A 15530-nucleotide genomic window follows, 5' to 3' on the forward strand; every position below is an offset into this window, starting at 1 on the left:
TAGTCTCTGTGAAGAGGCTACTGTCCAATTATTTATTCTCCGTATACTCCGAGCTCTGCCTCTACTTCTTCGCAGACATCTTGTTCCAGGTTGAGCAGCTGATTGATTTCTTTTCGTTTTTCCAAATCCGTGAAATAGCTCTCCACTACTGCATAGATGTTGAAGCCGGTTGTGGAACCCGCAGCCAAATCCAATGACTCAACCATTTTCTCTACTGCTTGATGAATGCGTTTCTTACTGATAAAATGCAGTTCATTACTATGAATTAAGCTCTTTTCCATGATATTTTCTGTTTTAGTTATTGTAGTTATAACATTCTATCAAGCAAGTTAGTTCATGTAGATTGAACAGACTTGATGGTCGGCCGAACGATATTTCTTTTTATATTTGCAAAAAATATGAACGCGGCAATGAAAGAACTGTTTATAAAAATACTCCGTTTTCTGATGTTTGTACTGGTCGTAGCTTTGGGCTGCATCGGATATAACATCTATGAAGATACGTTGGCTGCTGTGTGGATACCCGTAGGGGTAGGACTTGTGGTGGCAGTCGTTACACTTCCTCTATATAAAAAATGGATATGGCTGACAACGATGGAGCAAAAGGCAGTGAATACATTGTGCCATGTGCTGTGCGTGGGTGTCATCAGTTGTTCGCTTTTTCTTGTGGGGAATTATCAGATGGCGGCTCCTGCTTCGACAAAAGAGGTGACGGTCACCGTACTTGAGAAGCTGATAAAAGAACATGAAAAGAGACGTAAAGTGGGCAAGCACCGTTATGTGTCGGACGGAGTACGTAAGGAGTATTACTTAAAGGTGGCTTTCGAGGATGGAGCGATAGAGACCTTGCATGTTTCCACAGCCACATACAACAAAGCACGAAAAGGCAAACCGAAAGTCCTGACTTTGCAGAAAGGAGGTTTCGGATTGCCGGTGATAACGAAGGGGCTATAGTTTTCATCCCCCCCATGCAAGACATCAGATGAGGAACTGAATGCTCTTCTTAAAGATTTCTGCGTACAAAATGTCCGTCAATCCAAATGGTGGCATGGTGCCCTTTGAATTTCAGTAGTACATAATTGGGATCTGCCGGGCCTTTGCTGAAGTGTGCGATGAACCACTCTTGCCACATCTCCAGCTTGGTGGCTTCGTCTTCTATAATCTCTACCTCACCGGTGAGCACTACGCTGTTTCCTTTTTCCTGGAAGCACAAACCGGCTTTCGGATTGGCTGCAAACTCTTTTGTTTTAAGACTGTCTTTGCCGGTCGCCAACCATACGGTTGTGGCCCCTTCCGACTTGATGTTGCTCATTGGAACGGGCCGGGGATATCCCTCTTGGTTGATGGAAGTGATGACTACGGTTTCGCATCTTGCCAAGATTTCTGCTGCTTTCTCGATTAATGTTGCCATATTGGATATTTTTATTGATTTGATTGCTGCAAATATAGGTATGGTAATCGGAGGAGCTATTGTAAAAAATCGACTTTCATGTTTTCACATAACTCAAAGTCCCTTCTTCCAATGGAGCGGAAGTGAGAAACTGGCATGGCGCGTTGCCGGACATCTTTTTGATTTCTTTTGAGAGATGGGAAACATCATAATATCCTGCTTTGATGGCAACGGACAGCAGATTGTCGAAAGAGGTACTTCGCAGCAAGTCTACAGCATGTTTGAACTTCATAATCCGACTGTACTCTTTGGGCGTAAGTCCGGTGTGCTGCTTGAATTTCCGTTCGAAATGGCGTTGGCATAGGCAAGTCTCCTCCGCTAGCCGGAGGAGTGACAAGTCACCCTTGCATCGGTTGATTTGCTGTATGGCGAACAGCATGCTCCGTTCTGCTTTTGGGGTGCATCGGTATAAGGCTTGAAGCAGGAAGCCTTCAATGAAGGCCAGGTGCTCTTGAATGGTTCCCAGTTCCCCCAGCCTTTCTGCAAAAGAGTGGGTAAATAGGCTTGTAAGCTCATCGGCGTTTAACCGCAAGTTGGTGAGCTCCTGCAAAGGGAGATTCATGAAGCGGAGTATTCCGCAAGGCAGAAAACGGATTCCCAGCATATGGACTGTTACCGTACGGGTCACCAATTCGGAATATTTGGTCATGGCTCCAATGAAGTAGGCATGGTAGGGCTGCATGACGAGGTTGTCGTGTACAGCCTTAGGGGCTTCACCCAACGTGAAGATAAAGTCGGTGCATCCGTCCGGCAGGATATTGATGTGCATGCCGTATTCGGGTTGTCCTTTGAACTCCCAATATTTGTCAATATAGGGGGAGAGCAGGGGGCTGGGATGATATTCTTTGTACATAGGTTGTAAAGATAGGAATAAACTTCGAAGATAGGGAAATCCCTATGTATAAATAGAGAGAATCACGGAAAAGGAGGTTTTTATCATACTACATTTGCTGTATGGATAAATACTAAAACTTTCTATTATGAAAAAGATGTCAGTTGTTTTAGGCTTGTTACTCGCTGTCTTGGTGATGGGCTGTGGCATTTATGAAAGCTACGGGTTTGATTATAAGCAGTTGAGCAGCATTGAACGTGGTATGAGCTTTAAAGAGGTGTGTACCATTTTAGGAGAGCCTGCATTTAGAGATTTGAATAAGGAGGGAGAGGCTTGGACATTCCGCGCTTATACTCCTGCGGGGTGGTCGGCTGTCAAGGTGTGGTTCAAAGACGGAAAAGTGGACGAAATGAAGAGCTATCTGGAGGATACTTATCCGGTTACCACTTCGCGGGACAAGAGTTTCATGAATGAGAAAAAAGAATCTTCCGACAAGAGTAGCGAAACAAAGGTAATAGTTTCGCCGGAAGGGAAACATTACATCAAAATGGGCTCGGTAGTAGTCACTCCCGAAGGCAAGCATATAATAGTACCTTGATTATACCAACATAATCGTTTCCGGATATAGTATAATGTGAATATACCTTTCTATAAAGTGTTGATATTTATAAAGTTCTATATTTTTTGCAGATTTTAGGTATATGTAGTTCAAAGAATGTTATCTGAAATGAAAAGAATGGGCAATGTTTGTCATTGCTCTGTCTTTATCTTATATTTGAGTAGATAATATAGGATATCATTTTAAGAAAGGAACTAATAATAAGATAATAATATGAAGAGTATTGAGAAGGCGACCAATAATATGAAAATGGTATATTCCATTTTGTGCAATCTTAAGAAGTGTACAATCTTTGAATTGCAGAAACTGACGAAGTTCAGGGATGTGGATTTGTGTTTGGCCTTGGGGTATCTGCTGCAGAATAACCAGATTTATCAGAAGCGTATTGATAACATGGTTTACTATGGAGTCATCGCAAAATGAAAAGAGATACAATAGGTTTACCACACATTTTGCTTACATGCTTGCATGGTGCTTTCTAATTGTTTGTTATACCGCATTTTACAGTATGTAAGCAGATGCCATGCAAGTATGTAGGCAAACTTTGCTTGCATGCTGTTTTTTCTTGTGCAAATGGCTGGTCTTCTTTCCGCAAAGAACAGCTCTTTCTCCTACTAAAAGCTTATTAATGACTATTGTGCACGGTTGTGATGCAGTTTCTTCACTATTGTGGTACGGCTTCTCCATACTTGTGGAGAAGACGTACCACAATAGTGCGCATATCTAACTGTCATTTAATCAGTAGATTAAAATCCTATGTTTGAGTAATGAAAGCCTGATAAACAGTCTTTCATTGGCTGTGTATGTACCTTCAAAAGAGTGTGATATGGTAGTGGATAATGTTCATGTCTTACAGTTTTTCAGTGAAACCAATCATTTTCATTGTGATTCTGTTTACAGAGCTTTGAAGGATATGAGGTACAAGGTTGTCCGTATCAAGGATATAAAAGAGGATTTATCCGATTTTGCCGGATATAAGAAGAAATAATCCGATTTGCCCCTAAAGTAAACTTAAAGGATTTAGAAATAAAGCAGTTCAATCCGGAACATCCTTTAAATGAATTGAACAGATTGAATAAACTGAAAAAGTCCAATCCGGAGGCTTTCCATTACTGGTATCAGATTTATAAGATTATTCAAGAGAATGAAGAGAGTAAATAAATTCAAATAAGAAAAACAGCCGCTACAACTGCCAATCACAGTGTAGCGGCTTTTCTTTTAGAGTTTAAAGCATTAAGAGGGTATATGAAGGTGCAAGTTCATTGTTAATCCTATATAACTTTACTAATAATGTTTTTTTTTGTATTTTTGAAGAATTATAAACCAAGAACTTACGTAAACACACAACCGATATGAAATATAAAACCAGTCTGATAACTATTTTATGGGGAAGCCTTTTATGTTTCACTTTACCTGTTGTAGCACAAAATAGCCTGCAACATCAAAAAGACTCTTTGCGGCAAGTGATTGAACACTCCGAAGGTATTGATAAACTGAAGTCATACAATAGATTGTACTATTTATATATGTCGGAAGTTGCCGACGACCAAAAAATGGATACATTGCTGATGCTGTTCACTCAGGTTGAAGCCGAAGCCATAAAGCAGGGAAATGTAGAAATGCAGGGAATGGTGTATGGAAATACCATCATATCTCACATAAACCGGAAGGAGTATGACGAAATCATTCAAAAAGCGCCCGGCTATCTTGACTTTTATATCCGGCACGAATTGTGGAAGTTCTATTATCAGATCAATATGCAGCTAATCACTGCCTATAATCTGAAAGGGGATTATAAACAGGCAGCCGAAGCGGCGGAACTCATGTTCGACCGCGCCAGGAAGCGGGAGGATAAAGCAGGGATGGCATTGGCGCTCTATGCTACCGGAATCACTTATAATGTCCAGAATAGATGGAAAGAGGAAGAAGAATGTTTCAGAGAGTGCGCCGGCTTATTATGGGAAGTTTCGGGATACGACAATATCCTGACGCAATCCTATGCGTTCTTATGCACTGCTCTCCGGGCACAGGCACAGTATGACAAACTATTGCAACTTGTGCCTGACTATGAAAAAGCGATTGCACGATTCGAGAAATCATCCGGAAGAACACAGCCTGAAGCGCGGGGAAATCTCTATGTAGCATTGATGAATACATACATAGATACGAAAGACTACGACAAAGCCGGGGAATATCTCTCCAAATTGGAAAGTATTGTCAATAACAATATTTCCAAATATGAGTTGGCGCGCGCAAAGGCTCTGATTTTTCAGTCACAGGGAGACTACCGCAAAGCACTTGCCGTAATAGACAGTGCAACGGCCGGGATTGATGAATCGGACTTCAGCCTCAATGATACCAGAAAAATAAAGATGGAGATACTTGCTCGGATGGGACGTGTTGACGAAGCGTTAGCACTATTGGATCAGTTCATAGCTACCAATGATACTATAAAAAACGTGGAGGTCAATGCCCGGTTCGATGAATTACGTACCCAATATGAAGTGGAAAAACATATTGCCGGGAAAGAGCGTAATTTCCATTACCTCCTTTTTGCTCTTGCCATTTGTCTGGTTCTCGCTTTGCTCTTGGCAGGTGCTTTCTATTACAACCGGACTATTGCCCTCAAGAATCGTAAGTTGTATGAACGAATTAAAGAACAAGATCGGTTAGCGGATGAACTATCCCGATTGGAGAACATTCGCCAATCGGAATCCTCCCCGGAGGATTCCGGCAAAACAGCCGGAGCTACGGAACTATTTGCACCTTCCGGCGAACAGCAGAATCTGGTTATTCGATTGCAGGAGTATCTGCTCTCCGATGATAACCTGTCCAATACTGACATTAACCGCGATGATATAATCTCCGCACTTGGCACCAATAAGAACACATTGACAGATGCCGTCAAAGCCGTTACTGGAAAATCTCCCATGGAGTATATGCGTACTCTGAAAGTGGAAGAGGCACGCCGGAAGCTCGACAGCCATCCCGAACTTACGATTGAGGCGATAGCTTTCAGTTGTGGCTTTAATATACCGAGCACTTTTTATCGTCTGTTCCGCAAACAATATGGCATTAGCCCGACAGAATACCGGAAAATGGCAACGTCCCAAGAAAAATAAAAAATACTGCTCCAAAATTCAAAAGCACGGTGAATCCGTGCTTTTTTTATGTCCGAAAGCCTGAAAAACGGCAGAAAAGGACAAAACGCCACAAACTTGGGACAAAATGCAATAGTTTTCAGCCCGTATTTCACATCCTTTGTACCAAGAAAAAGAAATATCTATGGACAATTACATTTTCCTTATCGCACTGGGACTTGTTTTCTGCTCGCTTGCAATTGTGGCTTTGGTCTTTTTGCATTGCCGGAAGATAGTTGAGAAGTGCAATTATTATATGGCGAAAGGCATCCGTGAGCAGGATTGTTTAGCTAAGCAATTGGAACGAACACGCATAGAAAAAGAAATGATGGAAAAGGTGATTAAAGCAGAACTGTCGGAAGCTGTTAAATCTTCCATGACAGGAGAAAAAAACGATGGCTGCACGACTGACTGTAAGAGACAGATATCGCGGATAGAGATAACCTATTTCATTTAATATACATATAATAAATGAACTTTATGAAACAATTACAAGAAAAACTACTGGCTTTGCTTCTGATGGCTTTATTGACCGGAACAGGAGCTTACGCGCAAGAGGCATCGGATAAACAAAAGACACCGGATTATCGGTTTGCCGTCCGCACGAATGTGCTGTATGATGCCTTCCTGCTGCCCACATTGGGTGTAGAGTGGCGTATGAATGAGAATGTCGGCATCAAGCTGGACGGCAGCCTCGCATGGTGGGGTGGCAATCACGGCAAGGTGCAGAAGATGTGGCTCGTCAACCCCGAAGTGCGGTGGTATCTGCTGCGCGAGAAACGCTTCTATGTAGGAGCATCGGGAACCTACGGCGAGTACAATATATATAAGTACCCGCTTGGCAGCATCCTCTTGAAAGACACCGGCTATCAGGGCAAGCTGTGGAACGCCGGATTGACCGTGGGCTACCGGCTTTATCTGTCTCGCGGCTTCTCCATCGACTTCAACCTCGGTCTGGGCTACACCCGTTCCGAATATGACAGTTTCGGCATGACCGATGGCATACGTGTATATAAGGAACGGAACAGAGCAAAGAACCTATGGGGGCCGACACAGGCTGGCATCAGCCTCGTGTGGACGCTTGGCAGCAAATAAGTAGAACTATAAAAATACGATATATGAAAAATTCGATTACATTACTTTGTGTCTGGGCGACAGTCCTCCTCCTTGCAGGTTGCGATGTGAAAGATCCGATTTACAACACTCCGCATCCCGACAAAGGGCAAATCACCTTGACAACAGACTGGACGCGGCGCACAACGGGCGTGGATATACCGGCAAACTACACGGTGGCATCCGGTGAATACATGGCTACCGTGAGCGATGCCACCAACACGCTCGACCGCCTTTTTGAGCCGGGTGTTTGCCACTTGCGTGTTTACAACACGCCGGAGCACATCACCGTGAGCGGCAGTGTGGCAACCGTCGCCGGGGCTTCGGGTAACGTGGACGGAGCGGGGCTATTCATACAAGAAATGCCGGGCTGGTTGTTTACGGGCGTGACGGAAACTACGATAGAAGCGGACACCGACCACACCCTTACCGTTGCGATGCAGCAGCAAGTACGCCAACTGACGCTCTTCATCGAGCCGACGGGCAGTACCACGGAAAGGATAGAGCGAATCGAGGGCTACCTTTCGGGGGTTGCCTCGACGCTGGATATGGATAACGGCACGCATGGTACGCCGCTGAACGTGGCACTGGCGTTTTCGAAAGTAACGGAAGGAGCCAATGCCGGAAAATGGGCGGCCACGGTGCGCCTGCTCGGCGTGGCGGGTGTGCAGCAGAAGCTGGATGCCAAACTCTACTTTGCAGGAGACAGTCCAAAGCCGGTCACTCTCGACAGTGATCTCACCACGGAGCTTGCCACCTTCAACGCCGACAAGCATAAGCCACTCGCCTTGGGCGGGAAAATAGTGGAAACACCTACGGAAGCGGACTTCTCTGCCACCATTACCGACTGGACGCCGGGCAATGGCGAAGACGGTGAAAACGGCTCGGCCGGAATGGAAACGAACAATTGAATCAATAATACTAAGAATGTAAGATTATGAAACTTAGAAATTTATCAATCATTGCCGCAGCAGCCCTTGCGCTTGCCGCCTGCAACAACGACAACGAAGCAACCACCGACAACTGGAACGGCGAAATCCGCCTCACCAGCGGCATCACCTCCCAGACCCGTTCCTACGGCCTCGACACACAGCTTGGCGCAGGCCTGCAAGTATCTGCCTGGGTGGACGACAACAACAACCTCCCCCTCTACCAGAACAACCTGCTCACCGCCGACGGCACCGGCGGCTTCACTTACGCCAGCGACATGTACTACATCTCGCCCGACCCCGTGAACATCTATGCCATCCATGCCAACCCTGCCCCGGTGGGAAAAGCCTTCCCCGCATCGGTGTCCCACGAAGTGAAGGCCGACCAGACCACGAAAACCGCCTACGCCGCCTCCGACCTGCTCTATTCCACCAAGCGGAACGTGGCCCCCACCGCCTCTAACGTGACCCTCACTTTCTACCATTTGCTATCTAAAGTAGAAGTAGTGCTGAAGCGCGGCAACGGCGCCCCCGACCTCTCCGGTGCCATCGTGACCCTGGAGAACACCGCCCTGAAGGCCACCTTCACCCCCAAGAAAGCCGCTGACATGAGTAACAAGACCGAACGCCAGGCGATGATAGCCCTCGCTGCCAACCCCAACCCCGCCACTCCGATTACCATCCCCACGGTGGTGACGACAGACTTTAACGCCACCAATCTCCAGTACGCTGAAGCCATCGTGGTGCCCCAGGAACTAACCGCAGGCACCGTCTTTATCCGCGTGAAGCTGGCGGACAATACGAACTTCGTCTACAAAATCCCCGCCGGAGATGCCTTGGAGCTGCAAAGCGGCAAGCGGTACATCTATAAGATAACCGTGGACTATTACGGCCTGACGCTGGAAACCGACATCAAGAACTGGGAAACCATAGGCGCACCCGTAGAAGGCTCTGCATTTCAGGAGTAATCCGTAAACAATAAATATAAAGAAAAAAATGAAGAAGACGAACATACCAATATATATAATGTACCTGTGGGCAGCCTTGGTTTTGGCTGCCTGCACAGGCGATGACGATGCGGCATGGCCCGAAGGCGGCGTGCCGCTGGAACTCTACGCAGCCGTAGAGGGATATTCCTCCGCCAACGCCCAGACACGGGCTACCACTGAAAACAGGTGGGAAGGGGGAGAAAGGGTGAGGCTGTGGATTAGCTCTAGCTTCTCCGGGCCGGCTCAGGATGTATACTCCTCCGTCGATTCCGATGGAAAGCTGATTATGAATGGAGCCCTATCCAACTGGGTAAGCCCGGATGAGGAAAAGGGGATTCAAGGGTTATATCCGTTGTCGAGGAATATTGTTTCATTCTCTGTACAGGCCGACCAGAGAGATGAAGGATATCAGGATAGCGACTGCATGGCTGCTCCCTACCTCCGCATCGCCGTAACGTCCCCCGATAAGACCCTCGTTTTCCGCCACGTCATAGCCAAAGTGGTGGTACACCTCAAAGCGGGCAACGGCGTGACCGACGATGAACTGCAGCGCGCCACTGTAACCTTTGAAAACCTCACGTGCACGGGAGGGAGTATCGATTTCAGCAATGGAACCGCAGGGCAAGTGACCCCCGACATCGACCGCATCACCCCCAACGAAGTGACCCCTGCCGCCGACGGATACGTACGCACCGTGCGCGCCCTGCTTCCTCCCCAGAACAAGTCGGGACAGAAGTTCGTGAAAATAGTCATCGGAGGAAAGACCTTTTACTACACCCCCGCCGCAGGCGAAGCGGACTTCTTCAGTGGCAAGATGTACGAGTACCGCCTCACCGTGACCTCGGAAGGTATCGAAAATATCGACGTGGAAGGAGAAGGAGGAGGTACGTGGCATCCGGTCGAGTAGAACAGTAACAACTAAATTCATCAATAAAAAAAGAAACCGTATGAAACAACATCATTCCATATTTCCCCCGGCAGCATCCCTGGCCTGCGCCCTCATCCTGATGCTGGCGGCATGCACGTCCGACGCACTGGACGAACTGCCCCCTGCCGGCACCGACCCCGATGCCCGCCCCCTCACCATCACCGTGAGCGACGGCGGCATGTACGCCACCGGACAAACCCGCGCCCAGGAACGCGGTTACAGCACCGTCTTCACCGAAGGCGACCGCATCGGCCTCTACGTGGTGAAGGACAAAACCCTGGAGGTGGAGAACCTCTGCCTTACCCTACAGGGAGGCAAGTGGACGCTGCCTGCCGGCACTTCCCAGCTCTTATACTCACCCGACAGGAGTTATCATGCCTATTATCCCTACCAGGACAATAGCTATATGAGCGGCAGGGTATCGCCCGGCGATGAAGACTTCTTTAAGTCTGTAGTCTATGATTGGCCTGTTAAAATCAACCAGAGTACCTACGCCCAATACACCGCCTCCGACCTGATGACGGCCCGTGGTGTGTATAGCAACCACACGCTCAGCTTCGCGATGGAGCACCGCATGTCTCTGTTCATCCTTCAGGTGCCAGCTACGAAATATACCTATACCGAAAAGATAGACGGCCAAGAGATTTCTAAGAGCTATTACCGCTACACGGCGGTGATCAATAAAAATGTATATTGGCAGGAGAATCCCTGCACGGCCCGCCTGCTGGTGAATACTAACACCCCTACGGCCTCGGATCCGGGACCGTATGAGTATTACTACAAGGGAAATCGGAAGACTTTCTATTTTGACTATTCCCAATTAAATCTTCAGCCCGGAAAATATACCGTCCACGAGATTGACGGCGATGAGGCGATAGAAGAGCGGCCGTTAGCGGCGGGTGACTACTATATGCAGGACGGCAGCATCCTGCCCGGGAATGAAGATGGCAGTCTGTCCCGTGATGAACAGGAGAGTTGTCTCGGCGTAGTCTTCTGGGTGGGTGAGAAGCCTAATCGTCTACTCTACTCCTATCATTGGACGCATACCGCCAATAAGCGGGGCGACCACCTGCTGATGCACGACCATCCCGGCTGCGTGCACGGCATTGTGGTGGCGCTCACGAATGCTGGTAAGACAGAATGGTCTTCTACAAGTATGGGCAATACGTACACATGGCTCGTGAGTTATGCGGCTACCGGACAGGAAGCGGAAAAGAAATTGATGCTTGAGTCTACCCACACTTTTGGTTACAATACTAGCCGCTGTATCCAATGGTATCGGGATTACGGAGGACAACGCACCGAAGCCTATGATGCCATAGAAGTTTTTGCAAGAACCAATCCTACACCGGTCGGTTGCAGCGGTTGGTACTTCCCCAGTGATTATGAGATGTACATCATGACCCGCGGAACGCTCGATCTCGATGAAGACTACCACATGGACACCCTCCTCGATGCCCAATTCGAGAAAGCCGGAGGCAGTAAATTTAATACAGATGACTTCTATTGGAGCGGTACTGATTATAAACACGAGAGCCATTGTATGACATTTGGCTATCATTCTAATTCTTTGGCAGACAAACGGAATAAGTACTACGTCCGTGCCGTGCTGGCCTTTTAGCGGCCTGCGTGCGGAAGCTGCGAAATAAAACGATTTATTAACCCCCGTCCTGCTAAAGAAAGGAGGTTATTGATTGAGTGGATTTAACAAGAACAAACCCTAAACACAAGTGAATTTCTTCGCTTGCATCTAAGGCTCGTTCTATGTCTTTCCCTAAATATTCAATCAAAGGAACTTCGGAGCATTGGTGGGTAATTGGTCGGCTACGGGAATAGAGTTATGAACATATACGCTGCCAACAGAATATGTCTTTTTAATTGACGATGTGAGGTGATAGTACAATTATTAAAGCATTCTTTTTCTCAGTAGGCATAAGGGGGACTAAAAGAGGGGGGCAGTCAGACGGCACGAAGTGCCGGATGGCTGCGCCATCCGTCGCTTCGTTTACTCTTGGTCTAATAGTTCATTTTTGAACCTATCCAATTTGACTTTAGCGCCGTCCTTATTGCTACGCTTCGTATCAAAATAGTCTTTGATGATGGGTTCGGACAACTTGCACATTGTGCCTTTCTTGCCGTCTCCATATCGGGAGTAAGTTATCCCGTGGCACTCCAACAGGTAAGAAATTCTATCAAGCACATCATTTACGGGGATATATAAATCGCTACCCGTTTCAGCTTCAAATTCACTTCTCATATTCAATAAGAACTTCTGGCTTCTTTAACTGAACCATGTAAACCAGTGCGATTTAGGCATAAAAAAAGAGAGCTACTTTGATGGCAAACTTTTTTTGTTTGATAATTGATTGATAACCAGTAGTTAGTTTCGCTTAAAAAAGCTAATCTCTACTTATAAGCATACATAGAGGGTTTCAATAACCAACTGATACTGAAGACAAAAGTATATAAAAAAGTCGGATTGTAAAACACTGGAAAAGAACCTTCTTTTATCAATCAAGGAAATCAAAAAGTGTATAGAGCAAAGTGGCGCATGTATGGTATAGATAATTCCGTACATGCGCCACTTTCTTAATCATCTGATTTGCATTGATTTACATTAATTGTTATTATATACTATCATTTGGTACTGATAAGCATTGATTTTGCTTGTGGGGTGTATTATTGTCCACCTAAAAAAATCAAGAATATCTCCTTGAAACGGGTTTGACGAGCAGGTCGATGTGCTCGTGTTCAAGGATATGTTCCATAGCCTTGTATATGGGCATCTTTTCGATACCGGCAATCTTCAGGGCTTCCATCTTGATGGTATTCTCGATGAGCAGCAGGTAGTCTTCCTCCTTCAGCTCAACATATTTCTGTGACTGTGATTTTAATTTTGCCATATTGATGTTGTTATTTGTTTCCGAAGTCGGCAGGAATCTCACCCCACAGGCGGTTGTCCCAGTGCAGCACTTCGATGTCCTTGATTCTTGCCTCCATCACTTTGAGGAATATCTCCGCTTTCTGCAATGCCGGGCATCTGCGTGAAGAGGCTGTCTGTTTGTTACAATACCACGTGATGGCTGTAATGCTGTCCGAGTAGATTGTTCGCGGACTTTCCGGATGTTCCATGACATATCTGACCGCCTCGACAATGCCGAGAAACTCCCCGATATTGTTCGTCCAGTTACCGATAGCTTTGGAAAAGAGTTCTTTTCCTGAAGAGAGGTCGACAGCCCGGAAGCGTGTCAACCTCTCTTTTGCAGAATGGGCACCGTCGGTCGCAATACCCACGACCGGTTTTTCTTTCATTGAATTCCTCCCTGATGTCTGTCTCCCGTATAGATGAACCCGTCGGATTCCATACGTCGTACCAGAGCACGCGCCTGATTCAGATAGTCGGTGATGACACCTTCCTTGTACTTGATATCCTTGCGTCCCTTGAGGATTTCCAGCACACCGTCTATTGTGCGGCTCATTACGCTCTTGCCGTCTTTCGGGTCGAAGAAAATCTTTTTGTTGCCGAACGTCACAGTTACTTGATACAATGTCTTCGGGACGATCACTGTTTCCACATGCGCCTGAAATAACACGGGGGTAGCGGCAACGACTACATACCCGTTGGCTTTGTGCATGGGTTTCAACTCTACCGAGTATAGTATGTTTGGCTCGAGAGTTCCTTTCAGGTCTTCCGAAAGGACACAAATCTGCTTGCCGAATCTTGAGTCTTCACGGACTCCCATCAATTTACGTGTCTTGGAATGGCGCGAAACGAACCCTATCAGTTCGCCCGTCTCTTCCGATCTCGCAAACTTCAGTTGCGATTTTTCCGATGTCATATTACTGTTCTTTCATATTCAATCTATTGCTTTCAATTGACAATCTGTTTTCAATGGGTCACTTTTCCATACAAATATATGCCAATTTTTCACGCCAACAAAACGTTTTAGTTATTAATTTTCAGATGGTTATGTGTAATATATATAGAGAAAAGGCTGCATTCAGTACAGCCTTTCCTCCTCTGTAAAATGACTGAAACGCTCGTCAGTATCAGAAGTTTGCAGTAGATAACGGCATTTCCAATAACGGTAAATCCGCCTTCCGTTGGGTATACAGTGATTTATATCGTCAGCATTCAGATATTGGTTCCCTTGTTCCGTACCGTGGTGCATCCATGTAGCGCACCCGGGCAGGTCCGGGTTGTTCCGGACATAGAAGTCCATTTTCTCTTTACCGGCGACAAAGATATTGTGTATCCGTACGTCCTTATCGATAGGAAACCGGTAGGCGTACAACGCGAAGTCACAGATGTCGGTTTCCAGCAGGTTGCCGCCAAAGTGTTCGGGAGCTTTCCGTTTCAGGTTCTCGAACCCCTCCAGAATACCCGGCCTGTCGCATATCTCGGCAAACCTTTCATCCGTTACCGGCTCAGCCGTCGCATAAACCACCCGAAAACCATTATCCGTACTGTCCAGTACCATGACATGCGCGACTATCCCCGGTGATTTGTTGATACTTTCGTCAATGCTGTCCGAGTCCGTGGTCAGACAGCATTTCAGCGTTCCGATGATTAATACCGCTACCACCAACAGTGTCCAAGGACCTATTGCTGCCGCTATCAATACCAATTCATCGGCCCGTTTCCGTATTTGTTTCATTGATTTTGAGAATGTGGCGGCCGGATACCCCCCGGACCTCGGACACGCATACCTTGCATCCTGCATCCAGCAACCGGTTTCTACATTCTTCCAAGGCGGCGTCGGAAATCCTGATGGCAGGTATACCCGCCGCCGTCATCTTGAACCGGGGCACTTCCGTGATCCGGGTAATCGTTTCGGCATCATCAAAATACGCCTCGAATGAATCTCCGACATGGAAAAGGATGATGGTTTCCACGCCATGCCTTTCCTTCATGCCGCCGTAACAGCGGCGAATAATCTCTTCCTTTTTCATATCAAATAGATATATTAGGTTTGATGTCAGCCAAACATGAAAGTGCCTGTAATCCGTTCAACTGCCGGGCTTTCGTCCGAAATACATATACAGACTTTCTTCATCTGACAAATATACAATAAATTACGGAACGACCCATGTCTATTGCATGAAACTATCCTTTCATCTTCACCTCCCTTCTTTCAAATTGTTCGCGGATGATTTCAACGAGTTGTCCGATGCTGTCGATTTTTTGACTCTTACCGCAGGCTTTGCCATGGAACAATGGCGTGAAGTACAGGTTAAAATCCTCATCGATGGAAAAACCTCCCACGAGGACGATACCCGCCTTGATACGGTAATACTCGCCGTACATGGCGTAATCATCCGTAGTTTTGGTGAACCCGTACTCCGGCAACAAGTCCGGCAAAGTGTCCAGGATCGGCCGGATGACATCCTTGAGAAAATTCGGGGTCTCAACTTCCTTTTTCCGTTTCCGACCTTTTCTGCCGGTTCCGTTATCGTCTTGCAGGTAATGGGCATCGAAACGATCCCGATACCTTTCTGTCAGTTCCTTAATATCCATATCCTTTATACAT

Annotated in this window: 21 protein-coding genes; 11 read left to right on the forward strand and 10 right to left on the reverse strand. The window is 46.6% G+C overall.

Translation table 11 applies throughout. The features are described 5' to 3' along the window. Nucleotides 1-32 precede the first annotated feature (32 nt). Entirely contained in the window at nucleotides 33-281 is a 249-nt protein-coding gene (locus DW947_RS11105) for a hypothetical protein (protein WP_057282186.1), read from the reverse strand. 129 nt (nucleotides 282-410) lie between these two features. Between DW947_RS11105 and DW947_RS11110 the strand changes: the two genes are divergently transcribed. Further along, complete coding sequence (locus DW947_RS11110) at nucleotides 411-953, forward strand: hypothetical protein (RefSeq protein WP_117963714.1); 543 nt, start codon at nucleotides 411-413, stop codon at nucleotides 951-953. A gap of 49 nt (nucleotides 954-1002) precedes the next feature. On the opposite strand, the gene DW947_RS11115 is transcribed toward DW947_RS11110, so the two are convergent. Beyond that, on the reverse strand, nucleotides 1003-1410 hold the full coding sequence (locus DW947_RS11115; protein ID WP_117963712.1) for a pyridoxamine 5'-phosphate oxidase family protein: 408 nt from the start codon (nucleotides 1408-1410) through the stop codon (nucleotides 1003-1005). A gap of 76 nt (nucleotides 1411-1486) precedes the next feature. Further along, complete coding sequence (locus DW947_RS11120) at nucleotides 1487-2302, reverse strand: helix-turn-helix transcriptional regulator (protein WP_117963711.1); 816 nt, start codon at nucleotides 2300-2302, stop codon at nucleotides 1487-1489. A 127-nt stretch (nucleotides 2303-2429) separates the two neighbouring features. Between DW947_RS11120 and DW947_RS11125 the strand changes: the two genes are divergently transcribed. The 10 genes from DW947_RS11125 to DW947_RS11170 all read left to right on the forward strand — a co-directional run bounded on the left by DW947_RS11125 (nucleotide 2430) and on the right by DW947_RS11170 (nucleotide 11620). After that, the gene (locus tag DW947_RS11125) at nucleotides 2430-2879 is read left to right on the forward strand and encodes a hypothetical protein (RefSeq protein ID WP_005828472.1); all 450 of its coding nucleotides are present in this window, start codon (nucleotides 2430-2432) and stop codon (nucleotides 2877-2879) included. Between the two features lie 234 nt (nucleotides 2880-3113). Beyond that, nucleotides 3114-3323: a winged helix-turn-helix domain-containing protein gene (locus tag DW947_RS11130; RefSeq protein ID WP_005828467.1), complete on the forward strand. Its 210-nt coding sequence runs from the start codon at nucleotides 3114-3116 to the stop codon at nucleotides 3321-3323. A 337-nt stretch (nucleotides 3324-3660) separates the two neighbouring features. Further along, nucleotides 3661-3888, forward strand: a complete 228-nt coding sequence (locus tag DW947_RS21440; RefSeq protein WP_009037238.1) for a hypothetical protein — start codon at nucleotides 3661-3663, stop codon at nucleotides 3886-3888. Between the two features lie 364 nt (nucleotides 3889-4252). After that, nucleotides 4253-6022, forward strand: coding sequence for a helix-turn-helix domain-containing protein (locus DW947_RS11140; RefSeq protein ID WP_009037237.1), 1770 nt, complete (start codon nucleotides 4253-4255; stop codon nucleotides 6020-6022). 163 nt (nucleotides 6023-6185) lie between these two features. Next, the gene (locus tag DW947_RS11145; protein ID WP_009037236.1) at nucleotides 6186-6497 is read left to right on the forward strand and encodes a hypothetical protein; all 312 of its coding nucleotides are present in this window, start codon (nucleotides 6186-6188) and stop codon (nucleotides 6495-6497) included. A 62-nt stretch (nucleotides 6498-6559) separates the two neighbouring features. Continuing rightward, nucleotides 6560-7135 (forward strand): DUF3575 domain-containing protein, encoded by a 576-nt coding sequence (locus tag DW947_RS11150; protein WP_370448325.1) that lies wholly within the window; start codon nucleotides 6560-6562, stop codon nucleotides 7133-7135. A 23-nt stretch (nucleotides 7136-7158) separates the two neighbouring features. Continuing rightward, nucleotides 7159-8064 (forward strand): FimB/Mfa2 family fimbrial subunit, encoded by a 906-nt coding sequence (locus DW947_RS11155; protein ID WP_009037234.1) that lies wholly within the window; start codon nucleotides 7159-7161, stop codon nucleotides 8062-8064. A gap of 26 nt (nucleotides 8065-8090) precedes the next feature. Next, nucleotides 8091-9050, forward strand: coding sequence for a fimbrillin family protein (locus DW947_RS11160; RefSeq protein WP_009037233.1), 960 nt, complete (start codon nucleotides 8091-8093; stop codon nucleotides 9048-9050). Nucleotides 9051-9078: 28 nt separating this feature from the next. Beyond that, nucleotides 9079-9978: a fimbrillin family protein gene (locus DW947_RS11165; RefSeq protein ID WP_009037232.1), complete on the forward strand. Its 900-nt coding sequence runs from the start codon at nucleotides 9079-9081 to the stop codon at nucleotides 9976-9978. A 40-nt stretch (nucleotides 9979-10018) separates the two neighbouring features. Then, nucleotides 10019-11620 (forward strand): fimbrillin family protein, encoded by a 1602-nt coding sequence (locus tag DW947_RS11170; RefSeq protein WP_009037231.1) that lies wholly within the window; start codon nucleotides 10019-10021, stop codon nucleotides 11618-11620. A gap of 384 nt (nucleotides 11621-12004) precedes the next feature. Here DW947_RS11170 and DW947_RS11175 read toward each other — a convergent pair whose 3' ends face one another. The 7 genes from DW947_RS11175 to DW947_RS11205 all read right to left on the reverse strand — a co-directional run bounded on the left by DW947_RS11175 (nucleotide 12005) and on the right by DW947_RS11205 (nucleotide 15517). After that, a complete protein-coding gene (locus DW947_RS11175; protein WP_009037230.1) occupies nucleotides 12005-12256 on the reverse strand; it encodes a hypothetical protein in 252 nt (83 codons plus the stop codon). A 442-nt stretch (nucleotides 12257-12698) separates the two neighbouring features. Next, nucleotides 12699-12902, reverse strand: coding sequence for a hypothetical protein (locus DW947_RS11180; RefSeq protein ID WP_004303920.1), 204 nt, complete (start codon nucleotides 12900-12902; stop codon nucleotides 12699-12701). A gap of 10 nt (nucleotides 12903-12912) precedes the next feature. Then, nucleotides 12913-13311, reverse strand: coding sequence for a hypothetical protein (locus DW947_RS11185; RefSeq protein ID WP_008143073.1), 399 nt, complete (start codon nucleotides 13309-13311; stop codon nucleotides 12913-12915). After that, nucleotides 13308-13838, reverse strand: a complete 531-nt coding sequence (locus DW947_RS11190; RefSeq protein WP_004293684.1) for a hypothetical protein — start codon at nucleotides 13836-13838, stop codon at nucleotides 13308-13310. The genes DW947_RS11185 and DW947_RS11190 overlap by 4 nt, the downstream gene beginning before the upstream one ends. Before the next feature lie 162 nt (nucleotides 13839-14000). Next, entirely contained in the window at nucleotides 14001-14657 is a 657-nt protein-coding gene (locus tag DW947_RS11195; RefSeq protein ID WP_008143069.1) for a hypothetical protein, read from the reverse strand. Beyond that, the gene (locus DW947_RS11200) at nucleotides 14629-14952 is read right to left on the reverse strand and encodes a hypothetical protein (protein WP_004293682.1); all 324 of its coding nucleotides are present in this window, start codon (nucleotides 14950-14952) and stop codon (nucleotides 14629-14631) included. Before DW947_RS11200 ends, DW947_RS11195 begins: the two co-directional genes overlap by 29 nt. Before the next feature lie 154 nt (nucleotides 14953-15106). Next, complete coding sequence (locus DW947_RS11205) at nucleotides 15107-15517, reverse strand: hypothetical protein (RefSeq protein WP_008143066.1); 411 nt, start codon at nucleotides 15515-15517, stop codon at nucleotides 15107-15109. Between the last annotated feature and the right edge of the window lie 13 nt (nucleotides 15518-15530).

The organism is Bacteroides sp. AM44-19, assembly GCF_003603395.1.
In the GTDB taxonomy this organism is placed as follows: Bacteria; Bacteroidota; Bacteroidia; order Bacteroidales; family Bacteroidaceae; genus Bacteroides; species Bacteroides uniformis.

Coding starts and splice junctions, on each gene's coding strand:
- DW947_RS11150 (WP_370448325.1), top strand. CDS start 6,560: ATGGCTTTATTGACCGGAACAGGAGCTTACGCGCAAGAGGCATCGGAT.
- DW947_RS11110 (WP_117963714.1), top strand. CDS start 411: ATGAAAGAACTGTTTATAAAAATACTCCGTTTTCTGATGTTTGTACTG.
- DW947_RS11125 (WP_005828472.1), top strand. CDS start 2,430: ATGAAAAAGATGTCAGTTGTTTTAGGCTTGTTACTCGCTGTCTTGGTG.
- DW947_RS11170 (WP_009037231.1), top strand. CDS start 10,019: ATGAAACAACATCATTCCATATTTCCCCCGGCAGCATCCCTGGCCTGC.
- DW947_RS11115 (WP_117963712.1), bottom strand. CDS start 1,410: ATGGCAACATTAATCGAGAAAGCAGCAGAAATCTTGGCAAGATGCGAA.
- DW947_RS11180 (WP_004303920.1), bottom strand. CDS start 12,902: ATGGCAAAATTAAAATCACAGTCACAGAAATATGTTGAGCTGAAGGAG.
- DW947_RS11185 (WP_008143073.1), bottom strand. CDS start 13,311: ATGAAAGAAAAACCGGTCGTGGGTATTGCGACCGACGGTGCCCATTCT.
- DW947_RS11195 (WP_008143069.1), bottom strand. CDS start 14,657: ATGAAACAAATACGGAAACGGGCCGATGAATTGGTATTGATAGCGGCA.
- DW947_RS11175 (WP_009037230.1), bottom strand. CDS start 12,256: ATGAGAAGTGAATTTGAAGCTGAAACGGGTAGCGATTTATATATCCCC.
- DW947_RS11140 (WP_009037237.1), top strand. CDS start 4,253: ATGAAATATAAAACCAGTCTGATAACTATTTTATGGGGAAGCCTTTTA.
- DW947_RS11165 (WP_009037232.1), top strand. CDS start 9,079: ATGAAGAAGACGAACATACCAATATATATAATGTACCTGTGGGCAGCC.
- DW947_RS11145 (WP_009037236.1), top strand. CDS start 6,186: ATGGACAATTACATTTTCCTTATCGCACTGGGACTTGTTTTCTGCTCG.
- DW947_RS11120 (WP_117963711.1), bottom strand. CDS start 2,302: ATGTACAAAGAATATCATCCCAGCCCCCTGCTCTCCCCCTATATTGAC.
- DW947_RS11160 (WP_009037233.1), top strand. CDS start 8,091: ATGAAACTTAGAAATTTATCAATCATTGCCGCAGCAGCCCTTGCGCTT.
- DW947_RS11130 (WP_005828467.1), top strand. CDS start 3,114: ATGAAGAGTATTGAGAAGGCGACCAATAATATGAAAATGGTATATTCC.
- DW947_RS11205 (WP_008143066.1), bottom strand. CDS start 15,517: ATGGATATTAAGGAACTGACAGAAAGGTATCGGGATCGTTTCGATGCC.
- DW947_RS11190 (WP_004293684.1), bottom strand. CDS start 13,838: ATGACATCGGAAAAATCGCAACTGAAGTTTGCGAGATCGGAAGAGACG.
- DW947_RS11200 (WP_004293682.1), bottom strand. CDS start 14,952: ATGAAAAAGGAAGAGATTATTCGCCGCTGTTACGGCGGCATGAAGGAA.
- DW947_RS11105 (WP_057282186.1), bottom strand. CDS start 281: ATGGAAAAGAGCTTAATTCATAGTAATGAACTGCATTTTATCAGTAAG.
- DW947_RS11155 (WP_009037234.1), top strand. CDS start 7,159: ATGAAAAATTCGATTACATTACTTTGTGTCTGGGCGACAGTCCTCCTC.